18 protein-coding genes and 1 pseudogene are annotated in these 15,622 nt (G+C 68.8%); 13 read left to right on the plus strand and 6 right to left on the minus strand.

Annotation, left to right across the window (positions count from 1 at the left end; all coding sequences use genetic code 11):
- Positions 1 to 166, plus strand: a pseudogene (locus IP78_RS15340) (methylmalonate-semialdehyde dehydrogenase (CoA acylating)); the annotation flags it as partial.
- Here IP78_RS15340 and IP78_RS13315 read toward each other — a convergent pair.
- Complete coding sequence (locus tag IP78_RS13315) at positions 163 to 1,032, minus strand: hypothetical protein (protein ID WP_054112155.1); 870 nt, start codon at positions 1,030 to 1,032, stop codon at positions 163 to 165. The pseudogene IP78_RS15340 and the gene IP78_RS13315 overlap by 4 nt on opposite strands.
- 56 nt (positions 1,033 to 1,088) lie before the next feature.
- On the opposite strand from IP78_RS13315, the gene IP78_RS13320 reads away from it, so the two are divergent.
- The 3 genes from IP78_RS13320 (at position 1,089) to IP78_RS13330 (ending at position 2,498) form a co-directional block, all read left to right on the plus strand.
- Positions 1,089 to 1,418: a DUF1491 family protein gene (locus tag IP78_RS13320; protein WP_054112156.1), complete on the plus strand. Its 330-nt coding sequence runs from the start codon at positions 1,089 to 1,091 to the stop codon at positions 1,416 to 1,418.
- Positions 1,419 to 1,455: 37 nt separating this feature from the next.
- Positions 1,456 to 2,031, plus strand: a complete 576-nt coding sequence (locus IP78_RS13325; RefSeq protein WP_054112157.1) for a YdeI/OmpD-associated family protein — start codon at positions 1,456 to 1,458, stop codon at positions 2,029 to 2,031.
- Positions 2,032 to 2,117: 86 nt separating this feature from the next.
- Positions 2,118 to 2,498 carry a hypothetical protein gene (locus IP78_RS13330; RefSeq protein WP_054112169.1) on the plus strand — a complete coding sequence of 127 codons (381 nt, stop codon included), beginning with the start codon at positions 2,118 to 2,120 and terminating at the stop codon, positions 2,496 to 2,498.
- Between the two features lie 16 nt (positions 2,499 to 2,514).
- On the opposite strand, the gene IP78_RS15345 is transcribed toward IP78_RS13330, so the two are convergent.
- Positions 2,515 to 2,676: a hypothetical protein gene (locus tag IP78_RS15345; RefSeq protein ID WP_156320413.1), complete on the minus strand. Its 162-nt coding sequence runs from the start codon at positions 2,674 to 2,676 to the stop codon at positions 2,515 to 2,517.
- A 156-nt stretch (positions 2,677 to 2,832) separates the two neighbouring features.
- On the opposite strand from IP78_RS15345, the gene IP78_RS13335 reads away from it, so the two are divergent.
- The 3 genes from IP78_RS13335 (at position 2,833) to IP78_RS13345 (ending at position 6,919) form a co-directional block, all read left to right on the plus strand.
- Complete coding sequence (locus IP78_RS13335) at positions 2,833 to 4,485, plus strand: DUF1570 domain-containing protein (RefSeq protein ID WP_054112158.1); 1,653 nt, start codon at positions 2,833 to 2,835, stop codon at positions 4,483 to 4,485.
- Positions 4,486 to 4,531: 46 nt separating this feature from the next.
- Positions 4,532 to 6,163 (plus strand): peptide chain release factor 3, encoded by a 1,632-nt coding sequence (locus IP78_RS13340; RefSeq protein ID WP_054112159.1) that lies wholly within the window; start codon positions 4,532 to 4,534, stop codon positions 6,161 to 6,163.
- 66 nt (positions 6,164 to 6,229) lie between these two features.
- Positions 6,230 to 6,919, plus strand: coding sequence for a hypothetical protein (locus tag IP78_RS13345; protein ID WP_054112160.1), 690 nt, complete (start codon positions 6,230 to 6,232; stop codon positions 6,917 to 6,919).
- Here the strand turns inward: IP78_RS13345 and IP78_RS13350 are convergent, their stop codons facing one another.
- On the minus strand, positions 6,920 to 7,546 hold the full coding sequence (locus IP78_RS13350) for an OmpW family protein (protein WP_231681015.1): 627 nt from the start codon (positions 7,544 to 7,546) through the stop codon (positions 6,920 to 6,922).
- Positions 7,547 to 7,721: 175 nt separating this feature from the next.
- Positions 7,722 to 8,822, minus strand: coding sequence for an alkene reductase (locus tag IP78_RS13355; protein WP_054112162.1), 1,101 nt, complete (start codon positions 8,820 to 8,822; stop codon positions 7,722 to 7,724).
- A gap of 151 nt (positions 8,823 to 8,973) precedes the next feature.
- Between IP78_RS13355 and IP78_RS13360 the strand changes: the two genes are divergently transcribed.
- The gene (locus tag IP78_RS13360) at positions 8,974 to 10,224 is read left to right on the plus strand and encodes a hypothetical protein (RefSeq protein ID WP_054112163.1); all 1,251 of its coding nucleotides are present in this window, start codon (positions 8,974 to 8,976) and stop codon (positions 10,222 to 10,224) included.
- Between the two features lie 85 nt (positions 10,225 to 10,309).
- Entirely contained in the window at positions 10,310 to 10,729 is a 420-nt protein-coding gene (locus tag IP78_RS13365) for a hypothetical protein (RefSeq protein ID WP_054112164.1), read from the plus strand.
- Between the two features lie 664 nt (positions 10,730 to 11,393).
- On the opposite strand, the gene cysQ is transcribed toward IP78_RS13365, so the two are convergent.
- Positions 11,394 to 12,173 carry a 3'(2'),5'-bisphosphate nucleotidase CysQ gene (cysQ, locus tag IP78_RS13370; protein ID WP_054112165.1) on the minus strand — a complete coding sequence of 260 codons (780 nt, stop codon included), beginning with the start codon at positions 12,171 to 12,173 and terminating at the stop codon, positions 11,394 to 11,396.
- A 64-nt stretch (positions 12,174 to 12,237) separates the two neighbouring features.
- Between cysQ and chpT the strand changes: the two genes are divergently transcribed.
- From chpT to IP78_RS13385, 3 genes are all read left to right on the plus strand, one after another.
- Entirely contained in the window at positions 12,238 to 12,918 is a 681-nt protein-coding gene (gene chpT / locus IP78_RS13375; protein WP_054112166.1) for a histidine phosphotransferase ChpT, read from the plus strand.
- A gap of 96 nt (positions 12,919 to 13,014) precedes the next feature.
- Positions 13,015 to 13,380, plus strand: coding sequence for a response regulator (locus IP78_RS13380; RefSeq protein WP_054112170.1), 366 nt, complete (start codon positions 13,015 to 13,017; stop codon positions 13,378 to 13,380).
- A gap of 28 nt (positions 13,381 to 13,408) precedes the next feature.
- Positions 13,409 to 14,224: a protein-glutamate O-methyltransferase CheR gene (locus tag IP78_RS13385; RefSeq protein WP_054112167.1), complete on the plus strand. Its 816-nt coding sequence runs from the start codon at positions 13,409 to 13,411 to the stop codon at positions 14,222 to 14,224.
- A 3-nt stretch (positions 14,225 to 14,227) separates the two neighbouring features.
- Here the strand turns inward: IP78_RS13385 and IP78_RS13390 are convergent, their stop codons facing one another.
- Entirely contained in the window at positions 14,228 to 14,611 is a 384-nt protein-coding gene (locus IP78_RS13390) for a GIY-YIG nuclease family protein (protein WP_054112168.1), read from the minus strand.
- A gap of 72 nt (positions 14,612 to 14,683) precedes the next feature.
- On the opposite strand from IP78_RS13390, the gene IP78_RS13395 reads away from it, so the two are divergent.
- The coding region (locus IP78_RS13395; RefSeq protein WP_156320414.1) for a M20/M25/M40 family metallo-hydrolase at positions 14,684 to 15,622 on the plus strand (939 nt) is incomplete at its 3' end.

Genomic DNA, 15,622 nt, shown 5'->3' on the forward strand with positions numbered 1-15,622 from the left:
CTATCACACCTTCGGCGGCTGGAAGCGCTCGGCCTTCGGCGACACCAACCAGCACGGCATGGAGGGCGTGAAGTTCTTCACCAAGGTGAAGACCGTCACCGCCCGCTGGCCCGATTCAGAGCTGGAGCACGCGGACAGCAGCTTCGTCATCCCGACGATGCGCTAGATCGTCCCCAACGCCACGAAGGCCCGGGCGGCGGCGAAATCTCCGGCCTCGAAGCGGGCGGTGGCGATGCTGCCGTCGCGGAACAGGAACTGGATCAGGAAAGGCTCGCGCGGGTCGAGCGCGGCCAGGGCTTCGGCGCCCGCATCCGGGAATCGCCAGGTTTCGCCCTGGGTGCGGCCTTCGACGAGGATGGAGGCGTCCGCGGCCTTGGTGCCCGCCGACCAGACGGTGCGTCGCTGGGCCTCGGGCGGCAGGGTCCCGACACCGGCGGCGGTCAGCCACGGACGGGCGGCGAGGCTCGGATCGCGCATGACGATGCGGACGGCGTAGGGCCGGGGCTGGCCGACGAAGGACACCACGGCCGACAGGGCTTCGCGTCCTTCGGCGTCGGCGACGAGCCCGAAGGTCACGGGCGACGCCCCGGTCATCGACGCCTGCATCAGCCGCCACCGCGGCTCGGCGGCGCGCAGACGGTTGGCGGTCCATTCGGCGCGCGTGCCGGGAAAGCTCATGCGGGGCGTGCGGGCCCAGCCCTGGAAGGCGTTGGTCACCCGGTCGCGCACGACGACCAACTCGGGATTGCGGCAGGACACCTCGGCCGCGCGCGCCCGAGCCCGTCGTGCGGTGGTCGTCAGATCGGCCTCGGTCGCGCCTGCCCGAAGCGCGGCGCCGTGGGCCTGGAGCGTCGCCGCCGACAGGGCACCGGCGACCGGCGCGGCGAACAGGCGGCACTTCTCATGGGCGGCCAGAACGAACGCGCGGTCGTAGTAGGTTCCGGTCACGGCCCAGCCGACGGCGGGCGCCAGCGCGCTCGACGCGGCGACCACGGCCGTGATGGCGATCTTGCGGATTTGGCCTATCCTCATGGCCCGACCCTAGGCCTGCCGGCCTTGCGGTCCCGTTTGCGATCAGGGTTAGCGATTTGCTTCTGAACTCGGACCTGTGGGTCTCCGCCCTGATCCGCCGCGCCGAGATCGAAGGCGCCAACGCCACCGTCGTGCGCCGGGGCGATGCGCGCGCGGGGACCGTGATCGTGAAGGCCTATGACACCTCCACCCGCCAGGCCCGCCTGTTCACCGAGGCGTTCGGTCAGGACGGCGACCGGCTATGGATCCAGCCGGTGACGGGCAGCGAGAGCGAACTCGACGCCTATATCGAGCGCCAGCGCGGCTATGATCCGGATATCTGGGTGGTCGAAGTCGAGGACCGACAGGGACGGCACTTCATTACGGAAAAGGTCGAGGGCGAGTAAGCCGCTCTTGTCATCCCGGCTCTCCGGGCGATTGCGCATGCTGAATGGCCAAGCCTATCGTTGGAACACCTTCCCGCACGCCCGCTCCATGATGTTCTATCCCTATGGCTTCGAGACCCGGATCGCCCATCACGACCTGGGCGCCTACCGCTACACCGTCGTCTGGCTGGACGACGACATCGCCACCGAGCTGCCCTTCGACGGCCAGCCACGCCTGCGCATCGCGGGCGAAGTGGCTGAGGTTCCCATCGAGGGGGCCTGGCAGCCGAGCCGGGGCCGCTGGTACCTGATGCTCGGCAAGCCGTTGCTGAAGGCGGCGGGCAAGGGCGTCGGCGACGAGGTCGAGGTTCGCTTCCGCCTGGCGCCACGCGACGACCTGATCCTGCCCGAGGCGCTGGATCGCGCGCTGGACGCGGACCCCTTGGCGCGCGCGGCGTTCGAGCTGCAGACCATCGGTAAGCAGCGGGCGCTGGCCCACCGCGTGGGTTCGGCGAAGGGGCCGGACACCATCGCCAAACGGGTCACGGAAATCCTCGACGCGCTGGCCGGTCGGGACGTGCCGACCCTGTCGCGGCTGAGGCTCGTCGTGCCCGATCCGGTCGCAAATCCTTAAGGACGTTCGGGAACGGAACCGAAAACCACCCCGGCGTAGGGTCAGCGGTGTCGGCGAGAAGCGTCGACGTCAGGCGAGTGCCCTTCATGCTGTTTCTCATGAACGACGTCGTGTTCGATCTGGACGAGGCCTGCCCGGTCACGGCCGCCGACGCGCGCCGGTTCGAGAAGCTGGGCTTCGACTATCTCATGGAACTGGGCTGCGAGCTGTTCGCCGAAGACCCGATGCTGCACCGGAACGACCCGGAGCGCGCGCGTCGCCTGGCCTGGCTGATCCACGACCGCAGCCCGGACGTGAACGCCGCCCTGTTCGCCGCGCCGGAGACCGACTGCGACCCGGCGCTCGTCGAGCCCCAGTTTTGCGCCCTGCCGACCACCGTGCTGCGCCAGCTCATGACACGCGCGAAGAAGGGCCTGCTCGACGCCGTCAGCGCCGACCGCGCCGTCTGGGGCCGCATGGCGGCCTAAGGCTTTCCCGCACCGCCTAGAAGATCAGGCGGAACAGCAGGTGCACCGCCACGCCGGCCGCGGCGATGACCGCGAACCCGGTGGCGAGACAGATCGAGGGGTGGGGGCCGTCGTCCGACCGCGCCCGGCCATGCTTTGGGGCGCTCGAAACGCGGTCCGCCGGATGCAGCGAAGCCATGGTCGTTTCCTTCTTCCCTGCGGCGCCCGAATGCGTGTCCGGAGCGTCTCGCATAGGGAGCATGACTCCAAAACGCAGGGTTGACCAGCTGGACCTGACAAAGGCCTATTCTGGTCCCAACCGCCGCGCTGATGCGGTAGGTGACTGGAGTATCCGATGAGCCCGAGCCGCTTGATCGCCCTCACCTTGGTTGTGCTGGGCATGCTCGGGTTGACCAACCCCGCCCGAGCGGAATGGTTGAGAGCGGAAACGGATCACTTCGTGATCTATGGCGACACTTCGGAGCGTTCCATCACGGCCTATGCTCGAAAGCTGGAGACGTTCGACGCGCTTCTGCGCGCCTACTATCCCTTCCCCATCGATCACGACGTGCCCAAGCTGGACATCTATATGGCCAACGGCACTCGGGACATGCTGCGAGCCGAGCCTGACATCGGCGGAGGCGTGCTGGGCTTTTACTCCCCGAACTCGATCCGGATTCACGCGGTCGCGGATGTCTCAAGCGAGATGTCTGACGATGTGATCTTTCACGAGTACGCGCACCACTTCATGTTCCAGATGCCCTCGGGTGCCTATCCCGCCTGGTTCATCGAGGGGTTCGCCGAGTACTGGGGCACGGTTCGCATCCGGGGCGACGTGATCCAGATCGGGCGGCACAATCCCGGCCGGGTAAACTCCCTGACTCAGCCCGCCAACAGCTGGCCGCCCATGGAGGACGTCCTGCGCTGGCGCGTCCTGCCCAGCGGTCGTTATCGGGGATCGGACTACTATGCGATCGCCTGGGCGCTGACCCACTATATGCTGTCGACGCCCGAACGAACTCGCCAGCTGGGGCAGTATCTATTGGCGGTCGCCGGCGGCCAGGACCCGGTCGCGGCCCTCAGCGGAACCATTGACCGCACGCCCGCTCAACTGGCCAACGACGTCCGCCGCTATGTCGCGGGACCCATCAACTATCTGACGCCTCAGATCGACTTGCCTCAGCCGAGGGTCTCGGTAACCCGGTTACCCGTGGATCAGGCCGACCTGGTCTGGATCGACCTGCGGCTCGATCGGGTCGACCCGCGCACCCCAGAGCCCACGCTCGAACAACGCGAGGGAGAGACGGACGCCGCCTTCACCCGTCGCAGGGCCGAGGCTCTCGACGCCTGGCGCGAGAGGCGGGCCCAGCTGATCGCCGACGCCGAACGGGCGGCCGCGCGCCACGGCGACAGCCCTTGGGGTCGTCTGATCAGCGCGAGAGCCGAGCGACTAGCCGGCCGACCAGGCGAGGCGATCGAGATTCTGCGGCCCATCGCCGGCCCTGAGGCTGACGATCCGAAGGCCCTGCGCGCCTATGCTGCAGCCCTCATGGATGTCATGACCGCCGCGCCGGAAGACGCCGACCTGTCGCGCATGCGATCGGACGCCCGCGGCGCGCTCGCTCAAGCCCTCGATCTCAATCCCCTCGATTTCCAGACCTATCTCGAGATCGACCGGCTGCGGCAGGGCCAGCCTGGCTACCCGAATGAAAACGACGCTTCGGTTCTGGACGTCGCCGTCACCCTGGCGCCTCAGTCGTTCGACGCGCGATTGCGTCTCGCCCGGGTGCTGATGGTTCAAGGCCAGGCCCTGCAGGCAATCCACATTCTGCAGCCGGTCGCCAACAGCCCCCATGGCGGCGCGAGTCGTCAGCGGGGCCGCGCGCTTCTGGCTGAGGCCCAGCAGCAGGCGGGTCTAGCGGTATCCGTCGCGGAGGACAGCCCGCCGCCCGAGGAGGGGGAGTTCGACGGATCCGATACCGGACAGGAAGCGACGCCCTCGGCGTGACTTTCCACGCCGCGCGCGCTACCTCGCGCCGCCCACCGGAAAGACCATGTCGAAACTGACCCTCGCCGAGGAGGCCGCCCGTCGGCGGACCTTCGCCATCATCGCCCACCCCGACGCGGGCAAGACCACCCTGACCGAACACATCCTGCTGTCGGGCGGGGCCATCCGCGCGGCCGGGGCCGTCAGGGCGCGCGGCGAGAACCGGCGCACGCGATCGGACTGGATGAAGATCGAAAAGGAGCGCGGCATCTCCGTCTCGGCCTCGGTCATGACGTTCGAGCACGACGGCAAGATGTTCAATCTGCTCGACACGCCGGGCCACGAGGACTTCTCGGAAGACACCTATCGCACGCTCACGGCCGCCGACTGCGCCATCATGGTACTGGACGCCGCCAAGGGCATCGAGCCGCAGACGCTGAAGCTGTTCGAGGTTTGCCGGCTGCGCGACATCCCGATCATCACCTTCATCAACAAGCTGGACCGCGAGGCCCAGGACCCGATGGCGCTGCTGGACGACATCGCCAGCCGGCTGCAACTGGACCCCGCCCCCATCTGGTGGCCGGCCGAGAGCGGCAATCGCCTCAGAGGCATGGTCGAGATCGGCACGGGCCGGTTCCAGCCCTATGTGAAGAAGCCCGCCGGATCGGACGAGGACCCAGACCACGGCGACCCCCTGCCGCTGGAAGACGCCGCCCGCTTCTTCGAGGCCGGCGAGCAGGCGGCCCTGACCGAGGCGCTGGAGCTGGTCGAGGGCGGCTATCCGAGCTTTAACCGCCAGAGCTTTCTCGAGGGCCATCTGACGCCGGTGCTGTGGGGCTCGGCGCTGCGCCACTTCGGCATCGACCAGCTGCTGGCCGCCATCGGCGAATGGGCGCCGCCGCCCAAGGTGCTGAAGGCCCAGAAGGCCGCTCCGCCCGAGACCCGAAACGCGCCCGAGCCCGTCGATCTAACGGTCGATCCGGGAACGAACGAAGTCACCGGCTTCGTGTTCAAGGTCCAGGCCAACATGGACCCCAACCACCGCGACCGCATCGCCATGTTCCGCATGGCCAGCGGCTCGTTCAAGCGCGGCATGAAGCTGAAGGTGCAGAACACCGGCAAGTCGCTGTCCGTGAACGCGCCGATCATGTTCTTCGCCTCGGACCGCGAACTGGCCGAAGACGCCTACGCGGGCGACGTCATCGGCATTCCAAACCACGGCGTGCTGCGGGTCGGCGACAGCCTGTCGGAGAGCGGGCTGATCCGCTTCGCGGGCCTGCCGAACTTCGCGCCCGAGATCCTGCAGCGCGTGCGGGTCAAGGATCCGCTGAAAGCCAAGCACCTGAAGAAGGCGCTCGACGGCCTGGCCGAAGAAGGCGTGACCCAGCTGTTCCGCCCTGAGATCGGCGCCGACTTCATCGTCGGCGCGGTGGGCCAGCTGCAGTTCGAGGTCATGGCCGACCGGCTGGGCGAGGAATACGGGCTGGAGGTGATCTTCGAGCCGAGCCCTTACGCCGAGGCGCGCTGGATCGACGGGACGCCCGCCGATCTGGAGGACTTCATGGGCAAGTATCGCGGCCAGATGGCCCGCGACATCGACCAGGCCCCGGTGTTCCTGGCCAAGTCCAGCTGGGAGACGGGCTATGTCATGGAGCGCTATCCCAGGGTCGCCTTCACCAAGACACGCGAGCGCGGATAGGCCGCAGCGCTGAACCCGGACGGCCCTGCCATCGTTCTGACGCCGAGCCTTGCCATAGGGAGCGTCATGACGACCGCATCGATCCGCACTTCTCTGGTCCTGACGGCCTGCGCTGTGGCCCTGCTGACGGCGACCGGCGCATCGACACAGGAGACTGACGCCCAGGCCCGCGCCCGCGCCGCGACCCAGGCGTTGAATGGCGCTCCTGGCGAGACCTCCATCACGGTCCGTCCGGGCCGCATGGCGCGCGACCTGCCACCGCGCCCGCCGCAGACGACACGACCCGCCACAAGCGACGGCGACCGCGCCCTGGAGGCCCTGCTGGGCACGCTGGAGGATCCCGACGAAGCCGACGACGTGCCGGCCGTTACCCTGGCGGAAGGCGAGACCGAGCCCGCGCCCATTCCGGTCGCGCTGGGCTATTACGTTCGGGGCGACATGGACTGCGAGCAGGTCTGGCCGGGCGAGGGCAATATCGCCTTCATGACGCCGACGGCCTTCACCATCGACTTCGGTGGCTGCACGCCGGGCCAGTTCCTGCAGACCGGGCCCAACAGCTGGCGCGAACGCCAGTCGTGCCAGACCGAGCTGGGCGGTGACGCCGGGGCCTATGTCGTCGACTATGAGATGATCGACACGGGTGTCATGCGCCGCACCGCCCGCCTGCAGATCGACGGCAGCGTCGAGCAGGACCGCTGGCACTTCTGCGAGGTCGCGGACGTTCCGGAGAACGCCCGCTTCATCTCGGACCTCTGATCAGAACGTCCGGCCCAGGCCGATCGAGACGACCCACGGGTTCAGATCGACATCGGAACGCAGCGCCCCGTTGTTGATGTCGGCGTCGGTGTTGAAGAACACCTTCTTCACGTCGACGTTCAGGCTCCACGGCCCGCGAATACCGATGTCCGCCCCGGCCTGAAGCGCATAGCCGAAGCCGTTGTCCAGCTCGACGTCGAAACCGTTTCGATCCTCGCCGTCAAAGAAGATCATGCCGTTGATGCCCGCCCCGACATAGGGGCTGACGCGCCCCTCGGTGACCGGACGGTACTGCAGGGTGATCACGGGCGGCAGCACCCAGGTCTCGTGCACGGCGGTCGCGCCCGTCGGGCCGACGGCGCGGATTTCATGCTGGGTGGCCCCCAGGATGGCCTCGACCGCAAGGTTGTCGCGGATGAAGTAGGTGAAGCCCAGCGTCGGCATGGTGTCGTCGGACACATCGACCCGCAGACCCGTATCGGCCCCGGCGGCCGTCAGCACGCGGTCCTCGGTGGTCGGCGACACGACCGTGACGCGGCCGTTGACCAGCAGGTCGCCAGCGCGCGGCGGGGTCCAGTCGGTCGACTGGGCCACGGCCGGAGCGGCCACGGCGGCCGTGGCGATCATGGACAGGATGGTCGTGCGAAGCAGGCGAAGCGGGTTCGACAAGGGGGATCTCCTGACAGGTCCGGGCGTCATGGCGACGCCGGTTCACGTCAGGCATCTGAGGTCCCCGTCCCGTCCGCACGACGGCCGGGCGGCGCTGGCGAATGACCCCCGCCGCCCGGCATACCCTGTCGCGTCAGGCCCCGACCGTCTCCAGGAACGGATAGTCGGTGTAGCCCTTGGCCCCGCCGCCGTAGAAGGTCGCGCGATCGGGCGCGTTCAGCGGGGCGTTGGTCTTCCACCGCTCGACCAGATCGGGGTTGGCCAGGACCGGCACGCCGACGCTGACCAGATCGGCGCGGCCCTCGGACATCGCCTTCTCGGCCGTCTCGCGGGTCAGGCCACCGTTCAGCATCAGCGGGCCGCCGAAGGCCTCGCGCATGCGGGCGGCCAGCAGCGGCGCGCCCTCCCACGGGGCCATGGCTGTGCCCGGCTCGCCTTCGATCAGGTGCAGATAAGCCAGGCCGAAGGGCTTGAGCGCCGCCGCCGCTGGCACGAACACCGCCGCCGGATCGCTGTCCCTCGTGCCGTTCGAGCCGTTCGACGGCGACAGGCGGATGCCCACCCGATCCGCGCCCCAGACGGCCACAACCGCCGACACCACCTCCAGCATGAAGCGCAGCCGGTTCTCGACCGAACCGCCATAGCGGTCGTCGCGCTGGTTGGAGCCGTCCTTGAGGAATTGGTCGATCAGATAGCCGTTGGCGCCGTGCACCTCGACCCCGTCGAAGCCGGCCTTCTTCGCCATTTCGGCGGCGTGGACATAGTCGGCGATGACGCCCTGGATTTCCTCGAGCGTCAGGGCGCGCGGTGTCTCGAACGGGACCATGGTGAAGTCCTCCTTCATCGCATTGCCCTCGGCGGCGATGGCGGACGGCGCGACGGCGGGGCGGCCGTCGGGCTGATAGGCGGCGATCGACACCCGGCCGACGTGCCACAGCTGGGCGACGATCAGGCCGCCCCTGGCGTGGACCGCGTCGGTCACGCGCTTCCAGCCCTGAACTTGCGCCTCGGTGAAGATGCCGGGCGTGTTGGGATAGCCCTGGCCCTGGCGGCTGATCTGGGTCGCCTCGGAGATGATCAGGCCGACCGAGGCGCGCTGGCCATAGTATTCGGGCGCCAGAGGATTGGGCACCTCACCCTCGACCGCGCGGCTGCGGGTCAGGGGGGCCATGACGATCCGGTTCTTCAGTTTCAGCGCGCCGAGCTCGATGGGGTCGAAGAGCGGAGAGGTCATAGGAAACACCTTCTGTTGCGGAGCCGCACAGGTAAGCGCCCGTCCACAGCCTCGCAACCCCGGAACCTTCGCCGCGGCAACGGCCTTGCTAGACGCGGAGGAACATCAGTGAGACGGTCCCGAAGCGGGACGCGGAGCGTTTGACGTGGCCATGTTCGAGTTCGGTCGAGACCTGAGAAAGCTGTTCGGCGAGGCGCGCGACAGCGACGACCTGGGCTGGCTGGAGCTGATCGGCGCCGATCTGCTGGCGGTCGAAGCCAAGGCCCTGACCACCGACGGCGGGCGGGTGTCGTGCAAGGCCCCGGCGGCGACCTGGATCCGGGCCTCGGCCCTGTGGCGCGAGCATGCCCGGCGCACCGGTGTCCGCGCCAGCCTGGACAAGGCAATGGCGACCGCGGCCGATGCCCTGAAGGCGGCGACGCAGGTCGACGACAAGGCGCGTGCCGGTCTGGCGGCCTCGCTCACCTGGTTGACGGCCTTTGATCTGTATGGCGACCGCTCGGCTCTGGAAGAGGCGAGCCACGCCGCGCGCGAGACCCAGCCCAAGCGTCTGGCGACGCTCGCGCTCAGCGCCGCCGTCCACGCCCGAATCCGCACGCGGCAGGCGCGCCTCAGCGGGGCGACCGCCGACCGACTGGATGCAGCGGCCCTGATGGACGCGGCGCTGCATGCGCTCGTCAAGCACAACCCGGCCGAGGCCGACGAACTGCGGCTGGACGGGGCGGCGCTGGCGCTGGAAGCGGGCATCCTGCAACGCGACGCGCGGATGCTGGATCAGGCAGGACGCGATCTTCAGGCCCTGGTCGCCGCCAGCGACCCGGACGCCCGCCCCCTGACCCGGGCGCGGGCGCTCGCCCTGTGTGGCGCGGGGCTGTCCGCGCTGGCGGCCATGGCGGGCGACGCCGAGGCCACCGCGACCGGCCACGCCCTGTTCGACGCGGCGGCGGATCAGTTCTTCCCCGACCACAGCCCCATGGACTGGGCCGCCGTCCAGATCGCCCGCGCGGTCGATCCCGAGACCCCCATCGAGGCCCTGATGCAGGCCGAGGCCCTGACCAGCGGTCATGGCACGGTTCTGGGCGCCCTGGCGCTGGACCTTCTGATCCAGCGAGAGATCGCGACCGCCGCGGCGAACGGCGACGTCATGGCCCTGACCCGCATCGAGACCCGCGTGCGGCGCCGTCTGGCCGAGCGCGTCGGGACGCCGGGGGCCGTGGAGTGGGCCGCCGACCAGATCGCCATGGCCCGCCTGATGATCGCCCGCGCCGAACTGATGGGCACCGAGCCGGATCAGGCGGCGTTCGTGCTGTCGGAAGCGGTGGAGGCCGCGGTGGATCATGGCGCGCCGGTGCTGGCGGATCGGGCGCGGGGGTTGCTGGTGGGGTTGTCGGTTCGGGCGTGATCGTGATCTGACCGCCCGTTGCGGCGACGCTTGCCCGGAACCGGGCTCATGCCTCACTGTGCTCAGGACTGATCGTGGAGGGTCCGTGTTCCTGTCGCTCCTCTTGCTCGCGGCCCAGGCTCAGGACGTTGTGATCCGCACCTCCGAGCCCCGTCCCGCCAGCCCCTGGGTGGAAGTCGTCAGCGGCCGCTGCGGCGATGATCGCCTGGAGCTCCGGCGACCCCGCTGGCCCCTCCCTTCGTCCGCCGTGGTCCGGCTGAACAGACGCACCCCTGAGGGCGACCTGGGGCTCCTTGAGCGGGAGCTCAGCGAGCCGGCAGCCGCCTACCGATTTTCGGTCCTGTGCACCCCGAACAACGAGACCCTGGAGCTCAGATGGGTGCGAGGCCTGGCCGACCAACAAGGACAAGTCGCCTTCCGCTCGGGCTCTGCTGAGTTTCGCGACGGAACCCTGATCGCAGTCCGATCGGAAGAGGCCGACTCGGAGGCCTTCTGGTATCGCTGACGCAGGACATCACATCGGGAAGGTAACGTCGAAGGCGTCTAGCCGCCGACACGGGGGTGTCCGAGATGGGTGGTTAGCGGACGTTGCCCAGCACTGCGTCGAAACCATACAGATAGCTGTGGTCACACCGGATGTGCGACGGGTCAGCTATCGTCAGACGTCGGTAAAATGAAGCATCACTTCTGCGTCCCGACAGGGCATCGCCAGAGATGACGGCGATCATCCTTGGATGGTCTGGCGAGAACTCCGTCGGCGCCACAAAGGCGTAACGATATGGCCTGGCAGTTGACCGAAAAATGAAAGTGTCACCCTCCCGATGCACCCTCGTCCCTAGACGAGCAGGAGTTCGGTAGATCTCGTTCTCAGAGACTTGGTAGGGTCCGGAGGGTCCTTCGATGCGAAGCACGACGCCGTGGAGGCCGATCTCCTCGCTTTCGACCCGTTCTCCGACCTCGAGGGCGAAGCTGCTGTAACGAAAGCAAATGGTCTTCGGGCCATGGACATCGGGCCGAGGGTCCTCGACGCTTGTTTGCGAAAGCAGGAGGAATGCCAAAACAGTCGGGGTTACACTAACCATTGCACAAGCCTAACACCACCGACGGAAGGTCGCCTATGGATCAAAAGCGGTCTGACCCCGACGTCCGCTCTGAGGCCTTGTCAGCCCCTACCCCCCCATCGCCACGAACGCCCCGTTGAGGAACCCCGGCTTGCCGTAGCGCAGCGGCTCCCCGTCCGGGGCCAGCACACGCCCGCCCGCCGCCTCCAGCACCGCCTGGCCGGCCGCCGTGTCCCATTCCGAGGTCGGGCCGGTGCGGGGGTAGCAATCGAAGCGGCCCTCGGCGATCAGGCAGAATTTCAGCGATGAATCCGTGCCCTGCCACCGGGTGCAGCCGTGGCGGGCGGCGAGGCGGGCGGCGTCCTCGTCGGTGACGCTGTGGCTCAACAGCGCGATCCCCTCGGCGGGCCGGTTTCGCACCTTGATCGTCCGCCAGGGCTCGCCGAAGCGGCGCATCTGGGCCCCTGACGGCGCGGTGCGCCAGGTGATGCCGGTGGCCGGTGCCGTGACCACGCCCGCGACAGGGCGGCCGTCCTGGATCAGGGCGATGTTGACGGTGAAGCTCTCCTTGCCCTCGACGAAGCCGCGCGTGCCGTCCAGCGGGTCGATCAGCCAGAAGCGCGCGGCCGCCTCGGTCGGACGACCCTGGGCTTCCGCCTGCTCCTCGGCCACGGCCGGGATGTCGGGATAGAGCGCCGCCAGACGCTTCAGGATCAGGGCCTCGGCCTGCTGATCGGCGAGGGTCACCGGGCTGTCGTCGGCCTTGGCGAAGACCTCCGCGCCATTGCGCCAGTAGGGCAGGATGACCTGGGCGGCGGCCTCGGCGATTTCGGCCAGGTGATCATGCAGGGCGCCGGACGTCAGGTCGCCGTCGAGGGAGGTCTTCATTTCGGCGGGGATAGACCATCGCGCACGGTTTCGCGAACGGGCAAATCACCCCAGCTTCGCGCCCATGACCGATGCCGCCCTCGCCGCCCCGACCGACGACCTCGCTGTGCCCGCGCAGCTGGACGGACCCGAGCTCGCCACCCTGATCGCCGCCAAGCTGTGTCACGACTTCATCAGCCCGTCCGGCGCCATCATGTCGGGCCTGGATCTGCTGGCCGATCCGACGGCCCAGGACATGCGCGACGACGCCATCGGCCTGATCACGGATTCGGCGCGCAAGATGGTGGCGCTGGTCCAGTTCTGCCGCGTGGCCTTTGGCGCCGCGACCACCGCCGAGCGGTTCACTGCGGACGAACTGAAGGGTCTGGTCGAGGGCGTCACGGCGGGCGGGCGGGCGACGATCGCCTGGAACCTGGACGTCGCTGACTTCGGCAAGCCTCAGGCCCGCGCCCTGGTCAACCTGGCCTATCTGACGGCGGGCGCCCTGCCGATGGGCGGTGAGGCCGTGGTCACGGCGACCCACGATGGCGGACGGCTGAAACTCGAGGGTCGGGCCGAAGGCGCGCGGGCGCGTCTGAAGGCCGAGGCGGCGACGGGGCTGGCAGGCCATCGCCTGACCGAGGGCCTCGCGGGCCAGTGGATTCAGCCCTACTGGCTGTGGCTCACGGTGGACCAGACGGGCGGGCGCCTGGACGTCGAAGCCGTGGAAGGCCGGGTCGTCCTGGCCGCCTCGATGCCCGCTTAACCCGAGATACCAACGGCTCGTTAACCGCCCCCCACGATAGTGCAGGGCGAAGCGGCGCGTCCGGTCCTGCCGCTGGGAGACATCCACCCCGTGGACATGCGCACCTGCCTGATCGTCGACGACAGCCGGATCATCCGCAAGGTCGCGCGCCGCATCGTCGAGAGCCTGGGCTTCGAGGTCGATGAGGCCGCCGATGGCGCGGAGGCCCTGTCGCACTGCACCGGGCCGCTTCCCGACGTTGTGCTGCTGGACTGGAACATGCCCGTGATGGACGGCATGACCTTCATCCGCCGCCTGCGTGACCTGCCCGGCGGCGACAAGCCCAAGGTCCTGTTCTGCACCATCGAGACCGCGCCCGAGCGCATCGCCGAGGCCCTGGGCGCCGGGGCCGATGACTATGTGATGAAGCCGTTCGACGGCGAAATCCTGCACTCCAAGCTGTCCGAAGTGGGAGCCGTCTGAAGCCGATCATGCCGATGGCCGACCCGTCATGACCGAGGACGACTTCGATCGTCTCCAGGCGCTGCTCGCCTCGCGGGCCGGCTATCGGCTGGGTCGCGACCGCCTGCATCTGGCCGAGCACCGGCTGGGGCCCGTGGCGCGGCGCGAGGGCTTCGACAGCGTGGACGCCCTGCTGCAATCCCTGTGGGTCAAGCCGGTGGCGAGCCTGGGCTGGGCGGTGATCGAGGCCCTGCTCAACCCCGAGACCTGGTTCCGGCGCGACCGGGCGGTGTTCGACACCGTCTCGCGCGAGCTGCTGCCGGCCATCAGCCGGGTCCGGCCCGGCGGGCGGGTCTCTCTTTGGTCGGCCGGATGCTCGACCGGCCAGGAGGCCTATTCCCTGGCCATCGGGGCGCAGGACGCGCGCGTGACCGCCGACATCGTCGCCACCGACCTGTCGCAGCGCGCGATCGACAAGGCGCGTTCGGGCCTGTTCAGCGCCTTCGAGATCCAGCGCGGCCTTTCGGCCCGGGTCATGCTGGACTGGTTCCAGCCGGCCGAGGACGCCTGGAGCGCCGTGCCCCGCCTCAAGGACGCCGTCCGGTTCGCGCGTCACAATCTGCTGGATGCCCCGACCGACGGCACCCGGTTCGACGTCATCCTGTGCCGGAATGTCCTGTCGGAGATGGACCCGGCCCAGCGCGGCCGGGTGGTCGATCATCTGGAGCGCCGCCTCGCCGACGACGGCGTGCTGATCCTGGGCACCGAGGAGCGGATCGAGGCCGACACGGTCGCGTTCCGCCCGGTCGCGGGACGCAAGGGCCTGTATGTGAAAGCTCCGGCGGCGCTCAGCCGGGCGGCTTAGTTTCTAGTCCTCGATCTCGCCTCTCTTGAGCCGGGCGAGAAACTTTTCCACACCCCCGTCATCCTCGGACGTGATCCGAGGATCGAAGGCTTCGCCCACAAGAAAGGAGTAGAGGTCGCACCAATCGGAGTTGCGACGGTCAATCAGCTCCATCTTCCACGATCGGTTCCATCGCTTCAGCTGCCGTTCGCGGTGCACGGCTGACACCATCATCTCGAACGGCTCGTACCAGACCAGCATCCCGCAGCGATGACGCTTCGTGAAGCCTTCGTACAAACCCTCACGATGCTCCCGGCCTCGGCGATAGAGGTCGCTGGTCGAGCCGATGTAGATGACGCCCATTGGACGGCTCGCTTCGATGTATGTAGCGATGAAGGGCCGTTCCATCGGCGGAGCTTGCTGAGCGTCCGATCCTCGGGTCAAGCCCGAGGATGACGGCGAACAAGGGGGGACGAGCGAATGCGTTGGGGCATGTTGCTGGGTTCATTGGCCCTCGCGCTCCTGATCGGCGTCTGGGCGCTACAGGTCCCGAGCCCCCGCCCGACCACCGCCCCGGCCGTCGCCTTCTCCGCCGAACGGGCCATGACCAACGTCCGCGCCATGGCCGCACGGCCCCATCCGGTCGGGTCAGCGGACCATGCGCGGGTGCAGGGATATCTGTTCGAACGCATGGCCACGCTGGGCCTGAACCCCGCGCTCCAGGCCGGAGCCATGTCACCCGACGCCGTCGCCCGGCTGCAGCGCTGGGGCGGCGATCCGGCCGCTGTCGGCAATCAGGCGGTGAACATCGTCGGCGTCCTGCCCGGCCGCGACCCTGACGCCGCCGCCGTGGTCATGATGGCCCACTATGACAGCGCCTGGGGCTCGCCCGGCGCGGCCGACGACGCGGCGGGCGTCGCCGCCATCCTGGAGTCCGTCCGCGCCCTGAAGGCACGCGGGACCTTCGACCGGACGCTGGTCGTGCTCATCACCGACGCGGAGGAACTGAACCTCGACGGCGCGCGCATCTTCTTCTCCGAGCACCCTCTGCGCGACCGCGTGGGCGCGGTGGTGAACCTGGAGGCGCGCGGCGGCGGCGGCCGGGCCATGATGTTCGAAACGGGCCGGGGCAATGCGGAGACCATCGACCTGTTCGCCCGCATCGCGGGTCGCGCCGACGGAGGGGTGACGTCCAACGCCCTGTCCATCTTCGTCTATGAGAACATGCCCAACGGCACCGACTTCACCATCCCCAGGAATCGGGGCATCGCCGGGCTGAACTTCGCCTTCATCGGCCGGCCGGCGCTCTATCACACGCCCGAGGCCACGCCCGACAACCTCGACATCGGCGCGCTCCAGCATATCGGCTCGCAAGCCCTGGAAGCGACCGAGGCGCTCCTGTCCGCCGAGGCCCTGCCG

Origin of the sequence: Brevundimonas sp. AAP58, from assembly GCF_001295975.1 — a bacterium.
Taxonomy (GTDB): domain Bacteria; phylum Pseudomonadota; class Alphaproteobacteria; order Caulobacterales; family Caulobacteraceae; genus Brevundimonas.

Excerpts from the sequence above, each read along its gene's own strand:
- IP78_RS13385 (WP_054112167.1), top strand. The coding sequence starts at position 13,409 with ATGACCGAGGACGACTTCGATCGTCTCCAGGCGCTGCTCGCCTCGCGG.
- cysQ (WP_054112165.1), bottom strand. The coding sequence starts at position 12,173 with ATGAAGACCTCCCTCGACGGCGACCTGACGTCCGGCGCCCTGCATGAT.
- IP78_RS13360 (WP_054112163.1), top strand. The coding sequence starts at position 8,974 with ATGTTCGAGTTCGGTCGAGACCTGAGAAAGCTGTTCGGCGAGGCGCGC.
- IP78_RS13355 (WP_054112162.1), bottom strand. The coding sequence starts at position 8,822 with ATGACCTCTCCGCTCTTCGACCCCATCGAGCTCGGCGCGCTGAAACTG.
- IP78_RS13330 (WP_054112169.1), top strand. The coding sequence starts at position 2,118 with ATGCTGTTTCTCATGAACGACGTCGTGTTCGATCTGGACGAGGCCTGC.
- IP78_RS13380 (WP_054112170.1), top strand. The coding sequence starts at position 13,015 with ATGCGCACCTGCCTGATCGTCGACGACAGCCGGATCATCCGCAAGGTC.
- IP78_RS13335 (WP_054112158.1), top strand. The coding sequence starts at position 2,833 with ATGAGCCCGAGCCGCTTGATCGCCCTCACCTTGGTTGTGCTGGGCATG.
- IP78_RS15345 (WP_156320413.1), bottom strand. The coding sequence starts at position 2,676 with ATGGCTTCGCTGCATCCGGCGGACCGCGTTTCGAGCGCCCCAAAGCAT.
- chpT (WP_054112166.1), top strand. The coding sequence starts at position 12,238 with ATGACCGATGCCGCCCTCGCCGCCCCGACCGACGACCTCGCTGTGCCC.
- IP78_RS13340 (WP_054112159.1), top strand. The coding sequence starts at position 4,532 with ATGTCGAAACTGACCCTCGCCGAGGAGGCCGCCCGTCGGCGGACCTTC.
- IP78_RS13345 (WP_054112160.1), top strand. The coding sequence starts at position 6,230 with ATGACGACCGCATCGATCCGCACTTCTCTGGTCCTGACGGCCTGCGCT.
- IP78_RS13390 (WP_054112168.1), bottom strand. The coding sequence starts at position 14,611 with ATGGAACGGCCCTTCATCGCTACATACATCGAAGCGAGCCGTCCAATG.
- IP78_RS13350 (WP_231681015.1), bottom strand. The coding sequence starts at position 7,546 with ATGATCGCCACGGCCGCCGTGGCCGCTCCGGCCGTGGCCCAGTCGACC.
- IP78_RS13315 (WP_054112155.1), bottom strand. The coding sequence starts at position 1,032 with ATGAGGATAGGCCAAATCCGCAAGATCGCCATCACGGCCGTGGTCGCC.
- IP78_RS13325 (WP_054112157.1), top strand. The coding sequence starts at position 1,456 with ATGCTGAATGGCCAAGCCTATCGTTGGAACACCTTCCCGCACGCCCGC.